The organism is Lacinutrix himadriensis, assembly GCF_001418105.1.
In the GTDB taxonomy this organism is placed as follows: domain Bacteria; phylum Bacteroidota; class Bacteroidia; order Flavobacteriales; family Flavobacteriaceae; genus Oceanihabitans; species Oceanihabitans himadriense.
This window is the reverse complement of the sequence record NZ_LIQI01000024.1, coordinates 222,907-245,801: the sequence shown is the minus strand read 5'-3', so window position 1 is coordinate 245,801 and position 22,895 is coordinate 222,907. Positions and strand designations below refer to the sequence as shown.

Genomic DNA, 22,895 nt, shown 5'->3' with positions numbered 1-22,895 from the left:
ATGACATTCAAAAATCAAATATTAGAAGGCATTCCAGAAATATTACCACAGCCAAAAGCATACGAAACAGAAATAAATCATGCACCAAAGCGTAAAGCTATTTTATCTGCTGAAGAAAAAAAACTAGCACTTCGTAATGCGCTACGTTATTTTAATAAAAATCATCACGCAGAATTACTTCCTGAGTTTAAAAATGAATTAGAAACCTACGGAAGAATTTACATGTATCGTCTGCGTCCGGATTACAAAATGTATGCTAGACCTATTGAAGAGTACCCTGCCAAAACAAAACAGGCTGCGGCTATTATGTTGATGATTCAGAATAATTTAGATTATGCTGTAGCACAACATCCGCACGAATTAATTACCTATGGAGGTAATGGCGCTGTATTTTCTAATTGGGCACAATACCTACTAACCATGAAGTACTTGGCAGAAATGAATGACGAACAAACACTAGCTATGTACTCTGGCCATCCTATGGGGTTATTTCCTAGTCATAAAAATGCACCACGTGTTGTAGTGACTAACGGAATGATGATTCCTAATTATTCGAAACCAGATGATTGGGAAAAATTCAACGCGCTTGGTGTTACGCAATACGGACAAATGACTGCTGGAAGCTTCATGTATATTGGACCGCAAGGAATTGTACACGGAACGACCATTACCGTTTTAAATGGTTTTAGAAAAATAAAAAAGGAACCACAAGGAAATCTTTTTGTAACCTCAGGTTTAGGAGGCATGTCTGGTGCGCAACCAAAAGCAGGAAACATCGCTGGCTGTATTACCGTTTGTGCAGAAGTGAATCCTAAAATCACACAAGTACGATTAGATCAAGGTTGGATAGACGAAAAAATCACCAATTTAGACGAACTAGTTACTCGTGTTAATAAAGCGAAAGCCGAAAAAGAAACCGTTTCCATAGCATACCTAGGAAACATTGTAGATGTCTGGGAAAAATTTGATGTAGCAAACGTACATATTGACTTAGGAAGCGACCAAACGTCACTTCATAATCCGTGGGCTGGAGGTTATTATCCTGCAGATATTTCTTTTGAAGATGCCAATGAAATGATGGCTAATAATCCCAAACAGTTTAAAATAGAAGTCCAAAAAACACTTTGTCGCCATACAGAAGCCATAAATAAACATACTGCAAAAGGAACTTATTTTTTCGATTATGGTAATGCCTTCCTTTTAGAAGCTTCACGAGCTGGAGCTGATATTATGGCAGAAAACGGCATCGACTTTAGATACCCAAGTTACGTGCAAGATATCATGGGACCTATGTGTTTCGATTATGGTTTTGGACCATTCCGTTGGGTATGTGCTTCTGGAAAACCAGAAGATTTAGCAAAAACAGATGCTATTGCTTGTTCGGTGCTAGAGGAAATAAAAAAGAATTCGCCAGAAGAAATTCAACAACAAATGGCAGATAATATTCAATGGATTAAAGGTGCGCAAGAAAACAAATTAGTGGTAGGCTCACAAGCCAGAATACTTTATGCAGATGCAGAAGGACGCATGAAAATTGCACAAGCTTTTAATGATGCTATTGCTAAAGAAAAAATAGGCTATGTCGTTTTAGGTCGTGATCATCATGATGTTTCCGGAACCGATTCGCCATATAGAGAAACAAGTAATATCTATGATGGCTCCCGATTTACAGCAGATATGGCGATACAAAATGTGATTGGAGATAGCTTTAGAGGAGCAACTTGGGTAAGCATTCACAATGGTGGTGGTGTTGGCTGGGGAGAAGTTATAAATGGCGGATTTGGTATGGTTCTTGATGGTAGTACAGAAGCATCTAAACGTTTAAAATCCATGCTGTTCTGGGACGTAAACAACGGAATTTCAAGACGAAGTTGGGCACGAAATTCAGGAGCAGAATTTGCTATTAGACGAGCAATGGAAGTAGAACCAAACTTAAAAGTTACACTTCCTAATCATGTAGACGATGCTTTATTGAATTAGTGAAATTTAAAAAAAAGCTCTTATGAAAAATCTATTCACCATCACCTCGTTGCTACTTTTATTTGTAGTGGCTACCTCTTGCAGTTCGGTTAGAGTTGCAACAGATTATGACAAACAAGCGAATTTTAATGATTTTAAAACCTTTGCTTTCTACAAAACAGGCATTGACAAAGCAGAAATTAATGATCTAGACAAACGTAGAATTTTACGCGCTATTGAAACAGAATTATTAGCGAAAGGTTTTACTAAATCGGAAAACCCAGATCTGCTAGTTAGTATTTTTACAAAATCTAGAGAAAAAGTAAACGTGTATAATAACGGCTATGGACGTTATGGTTATGGTTGGGGATGGAGTCCTTGGTACTGGAATAATTACAACACAGTAACTACATCTACCGAAGGCATACTTTATATTGACTTAATCGATGCTAGTAAAAAAGAATTAGTGTGGCAAGGACAAGGAACTGGCTATCTATCGCAAAACAAAAAGGAAGAACGAATACAAGAATTTGTTACCAAAATCATGGAGAAATATCCTCCAGGTTTACAACAACAATTATAAATAAAAAAGCCACTCTACATGTAGAGTGGCTTTTTTATTTATAATATTAAAACAAACTATTTTTTAGACGCTTCTAAGTCTTTTAAATAAACTTGCATTTGTTTTTCTGTCAATATCTCTTTCAATTTAGCTAATGTTTTTTCTTGTAAAAACATCTTTGCTTCTTGTACGCTAGCAATATCATCATTTCCAGCTAAACCGTTTAAGTTTTGAATTTGATCAACAAATAATTTAAACGTAGCACCTTGCTGCTCTCCTGATAATGTAACTAACTGATGTAACTCATACGTTTGCTGTTTAGCTTTAACTTCAGGAATGTCTGATGTATTTGCTCTAGCATTCTGTGCTTGTGTTTGTTGCATACCAACAAAAAATATAGCTATTAAGCTTAAAAGTGAGATGTACTTTTTCATATTTTATTTAATTATTAATTTAAGAGTTCAATATACAAAATAAATTGAAAATCAGAATACATTTAATTTATACCTTTTTAATAATTAATTAATGTGTTTATTTTAACCTTTACTTTTTCAGTAGAAGGAATCATTGTTTGCTCTAAAGTTGCATTTAAAGGAATAGCTGGCATATTCTCACTACCAATCGTAATTACTGGCGCATCTAGATACTTAAAACATTCTTCTTGAATCTTTCCTGACAAGGCTCTTGCAAAACTATTATTAGAAGGCTCTTCGGTAACCACCAGACATTTCCCTGTTTTCTTCACCGATTTCATAATGGTATCTTCATCCAGAGGAAATAAAGTTCGTAAATCGATCACTTCTATTTGCTCTTGCATTCCTAATTCTTCAGATGCATTCATTGCCCAGTGCACGCCCATTCCGTAAGTAACAATGGTTAATGTTTCTACATTTTCTTGTTTCCAAATTTCTTGTAAAACCCACGCTTTACCAAAAGGCAATACATAATCCTCACTTGGCTCCACAGATGTTGCACCTTGTGTTCCCGGAACTTTAGACCAATACAACCCTTTATGTTCTAAAATAACTACAGGATTTGGATCATAATATGCCGCTTTCATCAAACCTTTTAAATCGGCGCCATTACTTGGATACGCTATTTTAATACCACGAATATTAGTAATCACACTTTCTACGGAAGACGAATGATAAGGTCCGCCACTTCCGTAAGCACCAATTGGCACACGAAGAATCATACTTACTGGCCATTTTCCGTTAGACAAATAACAACTTCTACTTACTTCTGTAAATAATTGATTCAGTCCAGGCCAAATATAATCGGCAAACTGCACCTCAACAATTGGTTTCAATCCAACCGCACTCATACCCACAGTAGATCCAACAATAAATGCTTCTTGAATTGCGGTATTAAAAACGCGATCGTCTCCAAATTTTTGCGCTAAGGTTGCAGCTTCTCTAAAAACACCTCCAAGTCTTCCACCTACATCTTGTCCGTACAACAAGCATTCCTTGTGCTTTTTCATCAACTCTTCCACTGCGAATAAAGCACAATCTACCATCACTACTTTATCTGCTCCTTCTGGCGCACGCGTTCCTTTTTCTTCGGTAATTGGCGTTGGTACAAAATCGTTTGTAAATAAATCTTCTGGTTTCGGATCTTCTGCTAATAATGCTTTTTCGAAGTCTGCTTGTACTTTCGCTTTCGCGGAATTTTCTATAGTTTCCATTTCAGTTTCCGTAAATCCAGCAGCTATCAATTGTTGTTTTAAAACAGGATACGGATCACGAGAACGTGCTTCTTCTAAATCATCGCGATACCATTCCATTCTTACACCAGAAGTATGGTGATTTAATAAGGGTACTTTAGCATGCACCAAAAATGGTCTTCTTTCTTTACGAATAGTTTCTATTACTTTTTCAATAGTTTCATAACTTTCCGTAAAGTTTGCGCCATCAATAGAAATAGCCTCTAGACCTTTAAACCCTTGTGCGTATTCGAAAGCATTTTGTGCTCTTGTTTCTGCGGCATTTGCACTAATATCCCAACCGTTATCTTGTACTAAATATAAGATTGGCATTTGTTTTAAAGCTGCCATTTGGAAAGCTTCTGCAATTTCCCCTTCGGTTACGGAAGCATCTCCTAAAGAACAAACCACAAACGGTAAATCTTTAAGCGTTTTATCATCTAAACCTTGTAATTCTTTGTATTGCATTCCCATGGCAACTCCTGTCGCTGGAATAGTTTGCATTCCGGTTGCAGAAGATTGATGCGGAATTTTTGGCTTATCGTCATCCTTTAAACTAGGATGTGCATAATAGGTTCTTCCTCCAGAAAATGGATCGTCTTTTTTAGCTAGCAATTGCAACATCAAATCATAAGGTTCTAAACCGAATGATAATAACATGGCGTCATCTCTATAATACGGAAACGCATAATCTTGAGGTAATAACTGCATTCCTAAAGCAATTTGAATCGCTTCGTGTCCGCGTGATGTTGCATGTACATATTTTGAAACTTGCTTAAAATTAGCTTCGTATAACTCTGTCATAGCTTTCGCTGTACAGAGTTTTAAAAATCCTTTTTTTAGTATGTCTTTTTTCATCTTTAGTGACCGCAAAAGCGGTTATTTTCTGTCGTTCCGTAATACAATTCGGAATCTATTAAACTTTCATTTTATAAACTGGATCCCAAATCAAGTTTGGGATGACAAACTCTTAATTAAATAGTTCTATCTACATCAAATTGCTCAAAATAGTCTGCAACTCTTCGCACAAAACTTCCTCCTAAAAAGCCATCCACAACGCGATGATCGAAAGAAAGCGATAAGTACATCATACTACGAATAGCGATTTCATCTCCTTTTTCTGTTGTAATAACTTCTGGTCTTTTTTTAATAATTCCTAAAGCTAAGATGGCAACTTCTGGTTGATTGATAATTGGTGTTCCCATCACACTTCCAAAAGTTCCTACGTTAGAAATAGTGAACGTGCTACCTTTGATATCGTCTCCTACTAAATTGTTTTCTCTCGCTTTTCCGGCAAGTTCATTAACGTTAGCTGCTATGGTTTTTAAGTCTTTAGTATCTGCATTTTTTACCACAGGAACAATTAAGTTCCCACTTGGTAATGCCGTTGCCATACCAATATTTATGTTTTCTTTTACTATAATGTTATTACCATCAACAGATGCATTGATATTCGGAAAATCCTTTACCGCTTTTGCAACTGCTTCTACAAACAATGGCGTAAACGTTAAACGTTCTCCGTGTTTTTCTTGAAAAGCGACTTTATTTGCATTTCTCCAGTTGACCATATTCGTCATATCTGCTTCTACATAAGCAGTAACATGAGGTGATGTATGTTTAGAATACACCATGTGATCTGCAATCATTTGGCGCATTCTATCCATTTCGATGACTTTCCCTTTACCTTTATCGAAATTTAATTGCGGAATTCTATATGCTGTTGGATCTTTTTCTGCAACTGACTGTGCAAACTTAAAAGGTCGTCCTTCTTCTATATATTGAAACACATCGCTTTTGCGTAATCGGCCTTCTTTTCCTGTTGCAGGAATTCGTGCTAATTCTTCAAAACTAATGTGATGCTCTTTTGCTATTTTAATTACTAATGGAGAAAAGAAGGTGTTGGTGTTGTTTACTGAAAATGAGTTAGATGGAGATTTCTCGGCTACGCTCGGAATGACAGTACGTTTCTTTTTTACTTCTTTCTTTTTCTGAGACGCTTCGACTGCGCTCAGAGTGACATCTTTCTTTTCTGAAGATTTTACTTCTTCGGAAACTTCTAGAATAGCCATAACTCCTCCAACAGGAACCACATCTTTTGCTTGAAACATCGTTTTTATTAATGTTCCTGAAGCTGGTGCTGGCACTTCGTTATCTACTTTATCGGTAGCCACTTCTAAAAGGATATCTCCTTCTTCAAAAGAATCTCCTTCTGCAACTAACCAATTGATTATGGTACCTTCCGTTATGCTTTCGCCCATTTTGGGCATCTTTAATTCGTAATTAGACATGGTCTTTTTTCTTTTATTTTATAGATTCCGCATCTAGTGCAGAATGACAAAACGTATTAACTAGCGTTTGTTAGTTTATTCTATCTTTGTTTTTACCGCAATTTGCGTTAGCGATTGAAACGGCATCCTTTTTTATCTCAGTTCTAGTGAAATTGCTTTTTGCAATTTTGTATCGAGAACAAGTAAAAAAGATATAGTGTAAAGCGCGACCCTTGTGGTAACGCCAACTTCAATAAATTCACATTGGATTAAACCAACTATTTCTTTAAAAAATCGCGAAGGGTATCATAAGCTCCTTCTTGCATTTTCATATTTTCTGGCACTTCCCGTAACGGTTCTACAGCTTTTAAACTCTCATAGCAATCTGCTGGTAATTGCTGATACAATTGCGTGCCTTTTGTTTTCCACGCAATCATTTCATCACTAACCTGCTTGATGACTTTGGCAGGATTACCAACGACTAAACTTCGGTTCGGGATTTTAGTTTCGGCTTTTACAAATGCCATTGCTCCAACTATGGATTCATCGCCAATTTCGACATCGTCCATGATTACGGTGTTCATTCCTATTAAGCAATTTCTACCCAAATTGGCGCCGTGAATAATGGCTCCATGACCAACATGTGCACTTTCTTTAAGCGTAATAGATTTTCCAGGAAACATGTGCACCGTACAATTCTCTTGCACGTTGACGCCATCTTCTAAAATGATTTGCCCCCAATCGCCACGAATGGCTGCTCCCGGACCAACATAACAGTTTTTGCCAATGATGACGTTTCCTGTTACTGCCGCAAGCGGATGCACGAAACTGGATTCATGAACCACTGGTGTATAGCCTTTAAAACTGTAAATCATATTATAATTCTTCTATTATTGAATTGCCTTTACTTTTATCTCCTGAGGTCCATTGCCATGCTTCATGCAATCTAATTTTTCCATTAGATCCCATTTCTGGAATAGATTTGCAAACGCCTGTCATTAAATCGCCATTCGCATTCACCTGGTGGTATCTCATGTTTATTTCTCCATGTTTGGAAACTAAACCTATAAGATGACCTTCTATAATTTGGCCTCCAGAATAAGTGGCTGTTACTATATTTTTTGTTTGCTTATAATGAAAAATAGTTTCTTCTGAAGTCTCACCATTGCTAGTGTTCTTTACAGCTTTAAATTTTTTATCATTATAATGAAACATCTATTTAAATCCTTTTAATTTTTCTTTTGTAAAATCACTTAATACAAGTTTACCACTAGTCGCCGCGCGTTCTGCTAATAATGCATCCCAATGATCTGTTCCTTGCCAGAATACTTTTTTTATTTCTAGCATCGCTTCTGTATTATAAGTACATAAGTGTTCTGCTGTTGTTTTTACTGCTTCATCTAGTGCTTCTGTACTTTCATACACTTGCGTGAATAAACCTTTTTGTTTCGCCCATTCTGCAGGATAAAATGTATTTGCGTCAATTGCGATTTGCGACATAGCGCTTAAACCCATTTTACGCTCTATTGCTGGTCCGACTACAAATGGTCCAATACCAATATTTAATTCGCTTAACTTAATAGCTGCGAATTTGGAAGCCATACAATAATCGGTTGCAGCTGCTAATCCAACGCCACCACCAACGGTTTTTCCTTGAATGCGTCCGATAATAAATTTCGGACATTTACGCATCGCATTAATCACGTTTGCGAATCCAGAAAAGAATACTTTCCCTGTTGCTGCATCGTTGATGTTTATTAGTTCTTCGAAACTTGCTCCTGCGCAAAAAGTTCTATCTCCACCACTTTTAAGAACCACTACTTTAATAGCGTCGTTAGTTCCAGCATCTGTAATGGTTTGCGCTAGTTTTGCTAAAACATCTCCAGGCAAGGAATTGTGTGCAGGATGGAAAAACTCGATGTATCCTACTTCGTTTTGTATATCTAATGTTACGTATGGTGTACTCATATTCTTAGTTTGTCAATGCGCACTTGTTGCGCATTCGTATTAATCTTTGTTCTCGTTATATTTAGAAAGGTCCCAATCTAAACTCAAATCAATCCATTTCGGATTCATTTCGGTTATTTGATTCTTCTTCCATTCTTTTTTCCATTTCTTAATGGTCTTTTCTCTTCTGATGGCAATTCGTATATCGGTATGCGCTTCAAAATAGACTAATTTTTTAATGTTGTAATGCCCAACGTGAGTGCCAAAAGTTGCTGTTTTATGTTCACTCATTCTTCGTTCCATATTATTTGTTACACCAACATAAAAGATGTGATTTCTTTCATGTGTTAGAATCTATGTATAATATTTTTTCGACATTTCGTTTCAATTTAAGCGACTGCAATTTATATTATCGCTAAAATTCAAGCGACTGCGCAATAAATGCGCAGTGACTTTCTATTAATAATTACAGTAATCCAAATTGTTCAAAATGATGATTCAAATGTTTTCTTTCTAGTAAATACGATTCGTATTTATTCAATTCTCCGAAAACTAAATTCTTTAATTTAGCTTCTGGATTTTCTTTAAAAAATTCTATATACTTTTCACGTTGTGCTTTAAACTTTTCAATAGCTGTTGCTAAATCAGGATGCTTTAAAGGTTCTAAAGTATCTTTTTCCAATTGTGGAAATTGACTATTCTTCGGAAACTTATCATAGTTCCATAAACTATTATGCACTTTGTCTAAAATGGTTGAAGGCGTTGCAATTTCAAAATCCTGAATTTCTCCAGATGCGATTTTATAGGTATACTCCAAATGCTCGATCATGTGCTGCGGCGTCATCATTCCCCATTCAGGTTTCGCATCTTCTTTTAATGCAGAAAGACATGCGTTGATTTTATCTTCCGTCATTTCGGTTAAAACTTCTTGCTTTTTCTGAACCATGGTTAAGACCGTTGCAAATGCTACTTTCTCATCGGTATTCGCGTCAAAAATTTCTGCATACCATTTTACAATTCCGCTAGGATGTTCTGCCGAAGCAACATCTCTATCTACTTTTTGCTTACAAGTAAGTCTTACATAAATCGTATCGTTGTGATATAACGGACGTAAGAATCTGCATTCTTCTAATCCGTAATTCGCAGAAACTGGTCCTTTATTTGGGTAGACGAATAATCCTGCTGCAGCTGAAATAATAAAATAACCATGGGCCGTTCTTTGTTCGAAAATACTTCCATCTAAAGAGGTAATATCTGTATGCGCGTAGAAATGATCCCAAGTGACATTTGCAAAATTGATAATATCGGTATCGGTAAATGTACGTCTGTGGGTTTTCATAGACATTCCTGGTTGGATGTCTTCCCAATGGTATTTAAATGGATGCTGTGGCGCTTCCTTATATTTTGCGTTTTGCTGGTAAATACCAGTGATTTCTGTAATTGTAGTTGGTGAACCTTGGATTGCTGTGCGCTGTAAATAATGTTTTATTCCACGCATTCCTCCCATTTCTTCGCCACCTCCAGCACGACCTGGACCTCCATGAACTAAATATGGTAATGGCGAACCATGACCAGTACTTTCTTTAGCCATATCACGATTAACCACCATTATACGACCATGATGAGATGCTGCATTTATAACATACTCTTTCGCAATCTTATCATCGTTTGTTGCAATAGAAGAAACTAGCGAACCTTTACCCATTTGTGCTAAAGTAATCGCTTCATCTAAATTTTTATAAGGCATTATAGTACTTACTGGTCCGAAAGCTTCACGTTCATGAATAACGGTATTTTCAAAAGGATGATCAGAACGTAATAAAATCGGACTAATAAAAGCACCTTTTTTAGCATCTGCTCCAATGGTGTTTATTTGATCTAAACTTCCATAAACGATTTGTGCTTCTTTGGATAAATCATTTACAGAATCTCTAACTGCTTGCACTTGTTGATGACTTACTAGCGACCCCATTCTAACTTCTTTCAATCTTGGGTCTCCAATAGTTACTTTATCTAAAGCTTTTGATAATGCCGATTGCACATCTTCTACTAAATTTTGCGGAACAATAATTCTACGTATCGCAGTACATTTTTGTCCAGCTTTTACTGTCATTTCTTTTCGGACTTCTTTAATAAACAAGTCGAATTCTGGTGTTCCGGGAACGGCATCTTCTCCTAAAATGGATGCGTTTAAAGAATCGGCTTCCATGGTAAATGGCACAGATTCTTGTATCAATTGCGGATGTGCTTTTAATAAGCGTCCTACTTTTGCAGAACCCGTAAAAGTGACAACATCTTGAGACTCTACAGTGTCAAGAATGGTTTTTACGGTTCCGTTTATGATTTGCAATGCGCCTTCTGGTAAAATACCTGAGGCGATTATTTCTTTGGCAACAGCTTCGGCTAAATACGAAGTGGAAGGTGCTGGTAAAACCACAGCAGGAACTCCAGCCATCCAGTTTACTGCACATTTTTCTAACATTCCCCAAACCGGAAAATTGAATGCATTAATATGCACTGCTACTCCTTTTTTAGGTACCATAATATGATGCGCCATAAAGCGTCCGCCACGAGATAAATCGATAGCATCCCCTTCTACGTGATACGATTGATTTGGAAACAGTTTACGTAAGGAAGCATTAGCAAATAAGTTTCCGAAACCACCTTCGATATCTATCCAACTATCTACTTTGGTTGCTCCTGTTCTATAACTCAATTCGTAAAACGCATTTTTTCTTTTGGTAAGATATAATGCTAAACTTTTAAGCATGTTTCCACGTTCTTGAAACGTCATTTTACGAAGGACTTCTCCTCCTTTTGTTCTTCCGTAGTTTAGAATTTCTGGAACGTCTAAACCTTCAATAGCAACGCTTGTAAAAGCTTCGCCAGTTACTGCATCTAGAATTGGTGTCCCTTCTTCTTTACCTGTTGTCCATTGTCCTTGGACATAGTGTTGAATCTTATCCATCTTACTTTTTATAATCTTCTATTTGTTTAACAAAACTTTCTTCATCTTTAAAAGCAATTAAATTTCCATCTGGATCTTTAAATTTTGCTACTTTCCCCCAAGCATGTTCTTGGTAATCTACTTCGATATTTTGTTTTTTAAGTGCATTAGAGGCCTCTTTGACATCTGCTACATTTATTCGCAAACAGCTATAGTTTCTATTTTCTGAATTATCTTCTAAATACGCAGATCTATCTTCTTTTTCAACCATTAAATAGGTTCCGAATAAATCGAAACTAGTTAATTCTTCATTCTGAAATAAAATAGGAAGGTTTAAAATTTCGGTATAAAAACGAACACATTCCTGATATGCTTTTACGTATAAAATGACACCTATTCTTTCTATTTTCATATGATTCCTTTAAAGCTCTTTATCTTCGCGTATGTTTGCGTTAGCGATTGAACGGTCTGTTTGAGCTCCTTTTTGTTTTTCTCAAAAAGAGCGAGTAGTGAAAGCGCGACCCTTTGGGTAACGCCCATACTATCTTACAAGTTTACATTCTCAATAATCGCCGCATAACCTTGTCCAACACCAATACACATGGTAATTAACGCGTATTTTTTGTTCTTCTCTTTTAATTCTAAAGCTGCTGAAAAAGCGACTCTTGCACCTGTAACACCAAGCGGGTGACCAATAGCAATCGCACCTCCATTTGGATTAATTCGCGGGTCGTTATCTGCCAATCCCCAAGCGCGAATACATGCCAATGCTTGCGCTGCAAAGGCTTCGTTAAGCTCGATAATATCCATATCTTCCATGGTCAATCCTGCTTTAGCCAATGCTTTATTAGAAGCTTGCACAGGACCAATCCCCATAATTCTTGGTTCGACACCAACCACTGCAGAACTTACTATTCGTGCTAATGGTTTTAGGTTGTATTTTTTTACTGCATCTGCTGAAGCGATAATAGTTGCTGCTGCTCCGTCGTTTAATCCTGAAGAGTTTCCAGCAGTTACACTTCCACCTTCTTTTTTGAATGCGGCTCTTAGTTTTCCTAAAATCGCTAAAGAGCTTGTTGGTTTTACAAATTCATCTTTAGAAAAAAGAATTGGATCTTTTTTACGTTGCGGAATTTCTACCGTTACGATTTCTTTTGCTAAGCGTCCGTTTTCTTGTGCTTTGGTTGCTTTCTCCTGACTCCAAAGTGCGAACTTATCTTGATCTTCTCTAGAGATATTATATTTTTCGACTAGGTTTTCAGCTGTCATTCCCATGCCGTCTGTACCATACATTTGTTGCATTTTCGGATTGATAAAACGCCATCCGAAAGTAGAATCGTACATTTTAGAATCGCCTCCAAATGCCGTAGATGGTTTTGCCATTACGTATGGTCCGCGCGTCATATTCTCCACGCCACCAGAAATAAACACGTCTCCATCTCCTGCTTTTATAGCTCGATTTGCGTGAATGATTGCCGATAATCCCGAACTACATAAACGGTTTACAGTTTCTCCAGGAACGGTAAATGGCAAACCTGCTAATAAAGCGGACATTCTCGCAACATTACGATTGTCTTCTCCTGCTTGGTTTGCGCAACCCATTATCACATCGTCATACGCTTCCTTTGGGATGCTTGGGTTTCTTTTTACGATTTCTGAAATTACTAACGCACCCAAATCATCTGTTCTCACAGCAGATAATGTGCCTTTGTAGTTCCCTATTGGTGTTCTAATGCCGTCTATTATATATGCTTCCATATTCATGCCTGCGAAAGCAGGTATCTTTTAATTATTACTATTTTTTTTGGCGTTACACTACTTCGCTAAAGCTACGTAGTGTCGGGCTTTTCTCTGTATCTTTTTTACTTGTTCTCGATACTAAATTGCTAAAAAGCAATTTCACTCGAACTGACATAAAAAAGGATGTCGTTTCAATCCCTAACGCAGGTACTTGCTATGTCTTTTTATTAGACATAATTAATTTTCTGTTTGCTAAGAGATTCCTGCCTGCGCAGGAATTTAATTTATAAGTGCAGAGAATGTATCTCCATTTCTAATATCTCCTGTATTGTAGCCTTTCATAAACCACTCCATACGTTGCTCTGATGTACCATGCGTAAAACTATCGGAATTCACACTTCCGCTTGTTCTTTTCTGAATCGCATCGTCACCAACCGCATTGGCAGCACTCATAGCTTCTTCAATATCACCAGCTTGTAAATATTTTTTATTGTGATGTGCCCAAACTCCTGCATAAAAATCGGCCTGCAATTCTTGTGCTACAGATAATTTATTAGCTTCTACTTGTCCGCCTTGCTGTTGTAACTGTCTTACTTTTTGGGATGTTCCGGTAATCGTTTGAATATGATGACCAATTTCATGCGCTGTAACATAAGCGATTGCAAAATCACCGCCTTTTGCTCCGAATCTCGTTTTAAGTTCGTCGAAAAAAGCTAAATCCATATATAATTTTTGATCCCCCGGACAGTAAAAAGGTCCAGAAGCAGAAGACGCACTACCACATGCTGTAGAAACGGCATCTGTAAATAAGACCATTTTTGGTTCTTTATAATCCCCTAAATTATATTCTCTAAAAATCTGATTCCATACGTCTTCGGTATCTGCTAAAACTGTAGCCATAAAATCACCCATGACTTTTTCCTCATTGGTTAATTCGCGCTGTTCTACTTGTTGTGTCGTTTGGCTATTTGCTACTTGCTCTATTAATGGTGCTATTTGCTGACCTGTTTCTCCTCCAAAAAGTTGTAAAAGAATAACAACCACAGCAACTACTCCTCCGCCTGCTACTAATTTACCTTTACTTCCCATACCACGTTGGTCTTCCAGATTCCCACTTTTTCTTCTACCTTGCCATTTCATACTTTAAACAATTTATTACTTTACTTGTTTTATTTTATTCCCAATCTTTCTGGGTACGATATACCACCCCTTTAAAAAGCGCGACCATTTCATCTCCTCGTTTCACTTTAATAATATTAAAGCCTAATCTATTCTTTACTGTTTCTATTACAGATTCTGCAACAATATAATCGCCTTCGTTTAATGCTTCAATATGGTTAATACTTGTTTCAATAGAAACAGCATATTTCCCATGGGTATTTGCTGCAAATCCGAAAGCAGTATCTGCTAAGGAATAACTAATTCCGCCATGCGCTTTTTTCATGCTGTTTAGCATTTCCTTTCTAATAGTCATTCCGACTTTACATCGTCCGATTTCACATTCTAGAATTTCTATTCCTAGCCAAGTACTGTAGGCGTCTTGGGATAGCATTTTATGTGGGATTTGTTCTCCTTTCATGTTCACTTCCCACGAAAGTGGGAATCTTATTAATTATTATTTCGACTTTACACACCCCTAAAGTCCCCTCAAGGGGACAATTGTCGCGATTAAAAAAACGTTTTATTCTCTCTATTCATTTTGCGTAATAAAGGGCTACAACGGTATCTATCTTCGTGGTATTCGTTATACAATGCATCTAATTTATCAACACACCAATCGATTCCTTTTTCATCAGCCCAAGCCAATAATCCTTTCGGATAGTTAACCCCTTTAGTCATTGCGATATCCATATCTTCTGCAGATGCGATCTTTAAAAATAAGGCATCTGCTGCTTCGTTGATTAGCATGACTAATACACGATCGAAAATTTGATTTTTAAGAACCATTTCCTCTTCATAGGTCTCAAAAGTTCTTGTGTTAGCATGGTTTGTGTTAATTGTTTTTCCGTTTTCATCGTAGTCATAATATCCTTTTCCTGATTTCCGTCCTAAATAACCTGCTTCCGAAAAACGTTTTTGCGTAAACGAAGGCTTATATCTTGGATCAAAATAGAAAGCGGTGAATACGGTTTCGGTTACCGTATAATTGACATCGTTTCCTATGAAATCCATAAGTTCGAATGGTCCCATTCTAAAACCTCCTAAAGATTTTAAACTGTGATCGATGGTTGCAAAATCGGCTAATCCTTCTTCATAAATTCTTAAGGCTTCTCCGTAAAATGGTCTTGCTACTCTATTTACTATAAATCCTGGCGTGTCTTTAGCAACTGCTACTACTTTTTTCCAATCGGTAATCGTTTGGATAGCTTTCTCCAAAACCTCTTTTGAAGTTTGTATGGCAGGAATTACTTCCACCAATTTCATTAAAGGCGCTGGGTTAAAAAAGTGAATCCCAACGCAGCGTTCTGGTTTTTTAAGGGATGCTGCAATGGATGCTATAGATAAACTAGATGTGTTTGATGCAATAATACAATCATCTGCAACATAGCTTTCTAATTCGGAAAACACTTTTTTCTTAATGTCTAGGTTTTCAATAATTGCTTCAATAGTAAGATTAGAATCTGCTAAATCTTTTAGGTTGCTTACATAAGCGATGTTTGCTTGAATTCTATCTTTTTCAGAAGTATCTATTCTTCCTTTTTCAATTAAACGCAATAATATTTTCTCCAAACTTGCTTTTGCTTTATCTAAAGCAGCTTGGTTGGTATCGTATAATTTCACTTTACAACCAGAGGTTGCAGCCACTTGTGCGATGCCACTTCCCATGGTTCCTCCTCCTATGATTCCTACGTTCATATTTTTCTTTTATTATGGATTCCGCATCCAGTGCGGAATGACAAACTAATGTTCCTTATTTGTTCTCGATACAAAATTGCTAAAAAAGCAATTTCACTCGAACTGACAACTTTTAATTGCCTTTGAATTCTGGTTTACGTTTTTCAATAAATGCTGCAACGCCTTCTGCATAATCATTGCTTTGTGCTGCTTCTATTTGCAATTTAGATTCTAAAGCCAATTGCGATTCTAAATCATTGGTCATCGATTTATTGAATAATTCTTTAATCATACCCAATGCTTTGGTTGGCATGTTTGCTAGTTTTAAAGCTAATTTGTTAATGGTTTCCTCAAATTCTTCTGTAGGAACACATTTGTAAATCATGCCCATTTTTTCAGCTTCTTCTGCACCAATCTTATCTCCTAACATGGCTAATGCTAATGCTTTTTGAAATCCGATTAATCTTGGTAAAAAGAAAGTCCCAGCACTATCTGGAACCAAACCTATCAAACTAAAAGCTTGAATAAAACTTACTTTTTCATGCGCTACAACAACATCACAAGCCAAGGCTATATTTGCTCCTGCTCCTGCAGCTACTCCGTTAATAGCACCAATAACTGGTTTTTTAATATTTCTAATTCTAGTGATTATTGGGTTGTAGTGTTCTTCTAGTATTTTTTTAAATCCCGGATTTAAATCTGGATCTGTAACTTCTTTTAAATCTTGACCAGCACAAAATGCTTTTCCGTTTCCTGTAAGCACAATAGCTCTCACATCTTCATTTTTTTCACAAGCATCTAATGTGTCGTGCAGTAAAAATGCCATTTCACGATTGAAACTATTAAATACTTCTGGTCTATTTAGCGTGATATACGCTACTTTGTTTTCAACTTTTAATAGAATTGAATTATTACTCATACCTTATTTTTTTATTTCTAGATTCCGCATCCAGTGCGGAATGACAAATTCTTCAATTTATGATCTCACTATTATTTAATGGGATTCTCGTCTTCACGAGAATGATAAAATATCATTTGAGACATTTAAAATAATCGAATGGTTCTTGGCAATCGTCACACTGAAATTGTGCTTTACATGCGGTGGAACCAAACTGACTTACTAATCTTGTATTGGTGGAACCACATTGTGGACATTTCACCAAACGTTTTCCTTCTAGCAAAACACTTATATCTGCTTCCGCGTTTAAAGGTGCTGCTATACCATAATCTTCTAATGCTTTTCTACCTCTTGGAGTAATCCAATCGGTTGTCCAAGCTGGCGCAAGAATTAATTCTATTTCGGAATCATATCCTGCTGCTTTTAAAGCACTTTTAATATCGTCACCAATAACATCCATTGCAGGACAGCCACTATAGGTTGGTGTTATTTGCACTTTCACCATATCCTTTTCTATAACAGCTGTACGAACAACTCCCATATCCATAATAGATAATACTGGAATTTCAGGATCTGAAACTTTTTCCAGAATTGGAATTAATATTTCGTCTATATTTTGTTCTGTTGTTGTCATAATTATTGAGACCTCTCGACTGCTCTCGAGGTGACATTCTATTTTATTTGTTCTCGATACCATTCTGATAAAAAATCGGAAGCACTCGAAGTGACATTTTACTTTAATTTATGAGATTTCCGTCTTCGCGGAAATGACAAAAAAGGCATTTTCTACCATTCCATATTAGGATAAGCACGCTGCATGTATTGAAGCTCTGCTAATAAATACCCTAAATGTTCTGTATGAATTCCTTTTTTACCTCCTTTTTGAAACCATTTGGATTCCGGAATTTCCAGTGTTGCTTCTTCTAAAATAGCACCTACTTTTTCATAATATGCTTCTTTTAACAAAGTAACATCTACTCCAATTCCTTCAGCAACCATTGCCTTATCTGCTTCGGTTTGATGAAATAACTCGTCGGTATACGTCCATAAACCATCGATAGCTTCTTGCATTTTTTGATGGCTTACAGCTGTTCCATCTCCTAAACGTTTTATCCAATCTGTAGAAAAACGCAAATGATAGCTTACTTCTTTAATGGATTTGTTTGCTATTGCCGACAATGTTAAGTCTTTGCTTTTCTGTAATTCTTGTAAAAACGACAAGTGATATACATCAAATAAAAACTGACGCGCCATAGTATATGCAAAATCTGTATTTGGTTGTTCTACCAACAATACATTTACATATTCTCTTTCTTTACGAAGCATTGCAATATCATCTTCGGATCTATTATCACCTGCAATTTTTGCTGCGTGTTGGTAATAACTTCTTACTTGACCGAATAAATCTAAAGAGATATTTGTACAAGCAATGTCTGTTTCTAGACTTGGCCCATGACCTGTTAGCGACCCTAATCTTTGTCCGAGAATTAGACTGTTGTCTGCGATACCTAGTATGTAATTATATAAATTTTTGTTTTTCATTTTCTAATGATTGAGATGCTTCGACAAGCTCAGCATGACATTTAGATTCTATTTTCGGTTTTCATATTTAATCGATTGAGACCTTTCGACTGCGCTCAAGGTGACATTTAGTTTCAATTTATGAGATTCCTGCCTTCGCAGGAATTTTACATATGTTTCACCTCGTCTGGTAAATCGTAAAATGTTGGATGACGATATACTTTATCGTGAGCAGGCTCAAACATTTCACCATTATTCTCCGGATTGGATGCTGTTATATGTTTAGATTCTACTACCCAAATACTAACACCTTCACTTCTTCTGGTGTACACGTCACGTGCATTTTCTAATGCCATATCTTCATCTGCAGCGTGTAAACTTCCACAATGGCGATGTTCTAATCCGTTTTTACTTCTTACGAAGACCTCCCAAAGTGGCCAGTTTTTTTTATTAGACATAATGTATATATTTTGTTTATTTGAAGACCTTTCGACTACGCTCCAGGTGACAAATATTTTAAATTGCTTGTTTTTATTTTCTTTCTTATTGTTCTCGATACAAAATTGCATAAAGCAATTTCACTCGAACTGACATTAAAACTAAATTGCCAGCTTTTCCTTTCGGTTTCTTTTCTTTTCGGCGTAAGCCATAGCTGCATCGCGAACCCATTCACCTTCTTCCCAAGCACCAACTCGTGCTTTCATTCGTTCTTTATTCATTGGTCCATGTCCTTTTACTACTTGCCAAAACTCATCCCAATTGATTTCACCAAAATCGTAACTCTGACGTTCTTCATTCCATTTTAAATCGGCATCTGGAATGGTCAATCCGATTAACTCGGCTTGTGGTACCGTTTGATCTATAAATTGCTGACGTAAATCATCGTTGGACTTACGTTTTAATTTCCATTTCATGGATTGTTCTGTGTGGATAGATTCTGCATCTGTAGGACCTAACATCATTAAAGATGGCCACCACCAACGGTTTAAAGCATCTTGTGCTAACTCCTTTTGTTCTGGAGTTCCGTTAGCTAGCTTGATCATGATTTCATAACCTTGACGTTGGTGAAAGCTTTCTTCTTTACATACACGTATCATTGCTCTTGCGTATGGTCCGTAAGACGTATTACACAATGGCACTTGGTTTATAATTGCAGCACCATCTACTAACCAACCTACCGCTCCCATATCTGCCCAAGATATTGTTGGGTAGTTAAAAATGGAAGAGTATTTTGCTTTTCCGGAGTGTAATTGCTCGTATAATTCTTCACGAGAAACCCCTAAAGTTTCACAAGCAGAATATAAATATAATCCGTGTCCTGCTTCGTCTTGTACTTTTGCCAATAAGGCAACTTTACGACGTAAGGAAGGCGCTCTTGTAATCCAGTTTCCTTCTGGAAGCATACCTACAATTTCGGAATGTGCGTGTTGGGACATTTGCCTAATATGCGTTTTGCGATATTTTTCTGGCATCCAATCTTTTGGTTCGATTTTCTCGTCTCTAGCAATACGTGCTTCGAATTGCGCTTCTAGGTTTTTTATTTGTTCTTCACTCATAATATATAGTTGTTCGTGAATGGTTTTTTATTAATGGATTCCGCATCAAGTGCGGAATGACAAATCTTTTTGGTTACACTGCATTCGCGTTAGCGATTGAACAGTTTGTTTGAGCTCCTTTTTGTTTTTTCGCAAAAAGAGCGAGCTGTGAAAGCGCGACCCTTGTGGTAACGCCCAAATTTTTATTACAATTCATGAACTTGTTATTATTCATGAGATCCCTTTTTTCAAAGGGATTTTACACATCAAAATCGACCACAACTTTTTCTGTTGTTGGTACTGCTTGACAGCTTAATACTAGTTTTTGCGCGACTTCTTTATCGTCTAATGCGTAGTTTATTTTCATTTCTACTGCGCCTTCGACCACACGACATTTACAGGTGCTACAAACGCCTCCTTTGCATGCGAATGGTAAATCTGCTCCTGCACCTAAGGCTGCGTCTAGAATGTTGTCATATTCTTTGGTCATGGTGAAAGCAAATTCTTTTCCGCCATCGACAATAGTTACTTCAACACCTTCTACATTTTGTTTGGCTAGACGTTCTGCTCTTTTAATATCTTCATCTGAAAGTCCGGTAACAAAAAGTTCGAAATGCACTAATTCTTTAGGCAATCCTGCATCTATTAAATAAGTGCTTACATAGTTTACCATTTTTTCTGGTCCGCAAAGAAATACTTCACTCGTATCTAGAATATCGATAAACGTTTTGGTTAGCACTTGCATTTTCTCATCGTCAAATCTCCCATTAAATAGCTCAATATCTCTACGTTCTTTGGTTAAGAAATAATAAATTTCTAGTCTGCCGAAAAAGGTATTTCTAAGCTGTTCTAGTTCTTCTTTAAAGATAATGGATTTTGCGGTTTTATTTACATAAAACAGTTTACAAGTTGCGTTTGGCTCTTCGGTTAAGTGTGCCTTTATCATGGAAAGCACTGGTGTAACACCGCTTCCAGCTGCAAAAAACAGATAATTTTTAGCTGCTTCTGGTTGTACTGGAACTCCGAAGTTTCCGCTTGGCGCCATGACTTCTAGCGTATCTCCTGTTTTTAAACTATCGTTTACATAGGTTGAAAATTTACCCCCTGGAATTCCCTTTACAGCGACTTTCCATTGGTTATCTGCAGGACTAGAACAAAGCGAGTAGGAACGACGAACATCTTCGTCATTAATATCTGCTTTTAATGTTAAATGTTGCCCTTGACGGAATTTAAATTCGTTTTTTAATTCGTCTGGAACAGCAAAAGAAATTACAGAACAATCTTCTGTTTCTTTATATATATCTTGAATTTTGAGCTTATAAAATTGCGCCATATTTGTACTTTGTAATTCAACTAACACTTGTTAGTTTAGAGAACAAATATACAAAATAATATTATTAACTATTTGTTAATTCCGTGAATGAGGACTTCACTTAGGCTATTTGCTAAATCGTTTGCGTTAAGATCTTCTTTTTTGGGGATCCATAAATAGAGAGAACGTAGCGTGGAAAGCATAGAAAACATAATCACTTCGGGATTACTTTGTTTGATTTCTGAAGCACGTATCCCTTGATTTATAATTTTAATAAAATTAGCTTCGTAGTCGTTTCGTAACTGCAAATAATAATCTAATTGGTCTTCCAGATGCATCCAATCACTATTTAAGGAAGCCATTTGGTTGGTATTACACGCGGTAATATTTACATGCATAGCCACTATTTGCTTTAGCTTATCGATATTAGAGTTCTCTGAATTATAAATAGCATCCATCCCATTTGTAAATTCTTCGGCAAGGGAAATAATTATTTCTTTTAAAATTTCTTGCTTTGATTTTATGTGATTGTACAGACTTGCAGCTTTCATACCCATTGCTGTTGCTAAATCTCGCATGGTAACGGCATTATAACCTTTCTCTTTAAAAAGCTTGGCTGCTGTTTTAATTATTTCGTCTTTTCGTGTTTGCTGCGTCATATAGTGGCTGAAGGTAAAAAAAATATGTTGTAACCTATGTTACTTATCTTTTGAAAAAATTGAATGTAATTTGTAAAAAAACAAAATTATGGGATTATTCAGTTTCTTATCTGGAAATAAAAACGATAAAATTAAAGATTTTCAATCTAAAGGCGCAATAATTATTGACGTTAGAACGAAAGGAGAATATAGCCAAGGTGCCATTCCTGGTTCTAAAAACATTCCACTACAAGTGATAACCGGAAAAATAAGCGAGATCAAAAAACTTAACAAACCAGTAATTACCTGTTGTGCAAGTGGTATGCGTTCTGGTAGTGCAGCAAGTATCTTAAAGGCACAAGGTATTGAAGCTATTAATGGTGGCGGCTGGTTAAGCTTGAGTAAAAAGCTATAACGGAAAGCTTTTTAACACTTCTAAATTACGAATAGGTTTTTCGTTGTATTGTAAGGTCCAACCTAAAGAATTGGTTAGAATATAAAACTTAGACAACTCGCTAATCAGTCTATTTTTAGCATTGGTTTTTAAATCGGATGCTTCTACCTTTTTCATTAAAGATTGCTTTACCGTTTCTTTAATAGCATTGTAGTCATTAGCTTCGAATGGGTTTAAAAAATCGGATTGCACGTCATAATATTCAAAATCTGGACTGATTTTAATTTCTTCTTCTGGAATACTTAAAATGGTAAGTGTTTTGGTTGCTTCGTCAATTTTATATTCTATTTTACTTAAATCGTAAGCAATAGTTACATCTGCATTAACTACAACTAAGGCTTTTTTATCGGAAGTAAAATATTGTCCGAAAATCTCTTTAGAATTTTTATAATTAAAGACTTCGCTAAAATGACCTTCGGTCACCACTAGCTTTCCAACATTTTTAATTTGTTCTTGAATTAAAGCAGAACTTTCTTGAAGTACAATTTTGTCTTCTTTTTTATCACCACAGTATTTGAAGGTGAATAGTATAACTAGTGTTAATAGAACACCAAAAATAATTTTACGCATATATC

The 22,895-nt window shown here is 36.4% G+C and carries 24 protein-coding genes; 3 read left to right on the top strand and 21 right to left on the bottom strand.

The genetic code is table 11. The features are described 5' to 3' along the window. Positions 1–1,980, top strand: a complete 1,980-nt coding sequence (locus AMD28_RS12900) for a urocanate hydratase (protein ID WP_055444554.1) — start codon at positions 1–3, stop codon at positions 1,978–1,980. A 22-nt stretch (positions 1,981–2,002) separates the two neighbouring features. After that, complete coding sequence (locus AMD28_RS12895; protein ID WP_055444553.1) at positions 2,003–2,542, top strand: DUF4136 domain-containing protein; 540 nt, start codon at positions 2,003–2,005, stop codon at positions 2,540–2,542. 56 nt (positions 2,543–2,598) lie between these two features. Here AMD28_RS12895 and AMD28_RS12890 read toward each other — a convergent pair whose 3' ends face one another. From AMD28_RS12890 to AMD28_RS12795, 20 genes are all read right to left on the bottom strand, one after another. Then, positions 2,599–2,955 carry a hypothetical protein gene (locus AMD28_RS12890; protein WP_055444552.1) on the bottom strand — a complete coding sequence of 119 codons (357 nt, stop codon included), beginning with the start codon at positions 2,953–2,955 and terminating at the stop codon, positions 2,599–2,601. A 77-nt stretch (positions 2,956–3,032) separates the two neighbouring features. Further along, positions 3,033–5,084 carry an alpha-ketoacid dehydrogenase subunit alpha/beta gene (locus AMD28_RS12885; protein WP_055444551.1) on the bottom strand — a complete coding sequence of 684 codons (2,052 nt, stop codon included), beginning with the start codon at positions 5,082–5,084 and terminating at the stop codon, positions 3,033–3,035. Between the two features lie 116 nt (positions 5,085–5,200). Next, positions 5,201–6,514 (bottom strand): dihydrolipoamide acetyltransferase family protein, encoded by a 1,314-nt coding sequence (locus AMD28_RS12880; protein WP_055444550.1) that lies wholly within the window; start codon positions 6,512–6,514, stop codon positions 5,201–5,203. A 257-nt stretch (positions 6,515–6,771) separates the two neighbouring features. Further along, positions 6,772–7,368: an acyltransferase gene (locus AMD28_RS12875; RefSeq protein ID WP_055444549.1), complete on the bottom strand. Its 597-nt coding sequence runs from the start codon at positions 7,366–7,368 to the stop codon at positions 6,772–6,774. A gap of 1 nt (position 7,369) precedes the next feature. Continuing rightward, the gene (locus AMD28_RS12870) at positions 7,370–7,708 is read right to left on the bottom strand and encodes an avidin-fold protein (protein WP_055444548.1); all 339 of its coding nucleotides are present in this window, start codon (positions 7,706–7,708) and stop codon (positions 7,370–7,372) included. Continuing rightward, on the bottom strand, positions 7,709–8,461 hold the full coding sequence (locus AMD28_RS12865; RefSeq protein WP_055444547.1) for an enoyl-CoA hydratase/isomerase family protein: 753 nt from the start codon (positions 8,459–8,461) through the stop codon (positions 7,709–7,711). 39 nt (positions 8,462–8,500) lie between these two features. After that, positions 8,501–8,794: a GIY-YIG nuclease family protein gene (locus tag AMD28_RS12860; protein ID WP_275077408.1), complete on the bottom strand. Its 294-nt coding sequence runs from the start codon at positions 8,792–8,794 to the stop codon at positions 8,501–8,503. Between the two features lie 112 nt (positions 8,795–8,906). Next, positions 8,907–11,408, bottom strand: a complete 2,502-nt coding sequence (gene paaZ, locus AMD28_RS12855) for a phenylacetic acid degradation bifunctional protein PaaZ (protein ID WP_055444545.1) — start codon at positions 11,406–11,408, stop codon at positions 8,907–8,909. Position 11,409: 1 nt separating this feature from the next. Then, positions 11,410–11,799: a VOC family protein gene (locus AMD28_RS12850; protein ID WP_055444544.1), complete on the bottom strand. Its 390-nt coding sequence runs from the start codon at positions 11,797–11,799 to the stop codon at positions 11,410–11,412. Between the two features lie 134 nt (positions 11,800–11,933). Then, positions 11,934–13,145 (bottom strand): 3-oxoadipyl-CoA thiolase, encoded by a 1,212-nt coding sequence (locus AMD28_RS12845; protein WP_055444543.1) that lies wholly within the window; start codon positions 13,143–13,145, stop codon positions 11,934–11,936. A gap of 261 nt (positions 13,146–13,406) precedes the next feature. Further along, positions 13,407–14,267, bottom strand: a complete 861-nt coding sequence (gene ypfJ / locus AMD28_RS12840) for a KPN_02809 family neutral zinc metallopeptidase (protein WP_055444542.1) — start codon at positions 14,265–14,267, stop codon at positions 13,407–13,409. Between the two features lie 34 nt (positions 14,268–14,301). Next, positions 14,302–14,706: a hotdog fold thioesterase gene (locus tag AMD28_RS12835; RefSeq protein WP_055444541.1), complete on the bottom strand. Its 405-nt coding sequence runs from the start codon at positions 14,704–14,706 to the stop codon at positions 14,302–14,304. 89 nt (positions 14,707–14,795) lie between these two features. Then, the gene (locus AMD28_RS12830) at positions 14,796–15,983 is read right to left on the bottom strand and encodes a 3-hydroxyacyl-CoA dehydrogenase NAD-binding domain-containing protein (protein WP_055444540.1); all 1,188 of its coding nucleotides are present in this window, start codon (positions 15,981–15,983) and stop codon (positions 14,796–14,798) included. 112 nt (positions 15,984–16,095) lie between these two features. Further along, entirely contained in the window at positions 16,096–16,881 is a 786-nt protein-coding gene (locus AMD28_RS12825) for an enoyl-CoA hydratase-related protein (RefSeq protein ID WP_055444539.1), read from the bottom strand. Between the two features lie 112 nt (positions 16,882–16,993). After that, entirely contained in the window at positions 16,994–17,494 is a 501-nt protein-coding gene (gene paaD, locus AMD28_RS12820) for a 1,2-phenylacetyl-CoA epoxidase subunit PaaD (RefSeq protein ID WP_055444538.1), read from the bottom strand. 152 nt (positions 17,495–17,646) lie between these two features. Further along, positions 17,647–18,402: a 1,2-phenylacetyl-CoA epoxidase subunit PaaC gene (gene paaC, locus AMD28_RS12815; RefSeq protein WP_055444537.1), complete on the bottom strand. Its 756-nt coding sequence runs from the start codon at positions 18,400–18,402 to the stop codon at positions 17,647–17,649. Positions 18,403–18,548: 146 nt separating this feature from the next. Then, a complete protein-coding gene (gene paaB / locus AMD28_RS12810; protein WP_055444604.1) occupies positions 18,549–18,839 on the bottom strand; it encodes a 1,2-phenylacetyl-CoA epoxidase subunit PaaB in 291 nt (96 codons plus the stop codon). Positions 18,840–18,980: 141 nt separating this feature from the next. Further along, positions 18,981–19,937 carry a 1,2-phenylacetyl-CoA epoxidase subunit PaaA gene (paaA, locus tag AMD28_RS12805; RefSeq protein WP_055444536.1) on the bottom strand — a complete coding sequence of 319 codons (957 nt, stop codon included), beginning with the start codon at positions 19,935–19,937 and terminating at the stop codon, positions 18,981–18,983. 238 nt (positions 19,938–20,175) lie between these two features. Continuing rightward, the gene (locus tag AMD28_RS12800; protein WP_055444603.1) at positions 20,176–21,249 is read right to left on the bottom strand and encodes a 2Fe-2S iron-sulfur cluster-binding protein; all 1,074 of its coding nucleotides are present in this window, start codon (positions 21,247–21,249) and stop codon (positions 20,176–20,178) included. 68 nt (positions 21,250–21,317) lie between these two features. Beyond that, positions 21,318–21,887 (bottom strand): TetR/AcrR family transcriptional regulator, encoded by a 570-nt coding sequence (locus tag AMD28_RS12795; protein WP_055444535.1) that lies wholly within the window; start codon positions 21,885–21,887, stop codon positions 21,318–21,320. Between the two features lie 88 nt (positions 21,888–21,975). Between AMD28_RS12795 and AMD28_RS12790 the strand changes: the two genes are divergently transcribed. Further along, positions 21,976–22,281 carry a rhodanese-like domain-containing protein gene (locus AMD28_RS12790; RefSeq protein WP_055444534.1) on the top strand — a complete coding sequence of 102 codons (306 nt, stop codon included), beginning with the start codon at positions 21,976–21,978 and terminating at the stop codon, positions 22,279–22,281. Here the strand turns inward: AMD28_RS12790 and AMD28_RS12785 are convergent. After that, complete coding sequence (locus AMD28_RS12785; protein WP_055444533.1) at positions 22,276–22,890, bottom strand: DUF4230 domain-containing protein; 615 nt, start codon at positions 22,888–22,890, stop codon at positions 22,276–22,278. The genes AMD28_RS12790 and AMD28_RS12785 overlap by 6 nt on opposite strands. Positions 22,891–22,895: the final 5 nt, after the last annotated feature.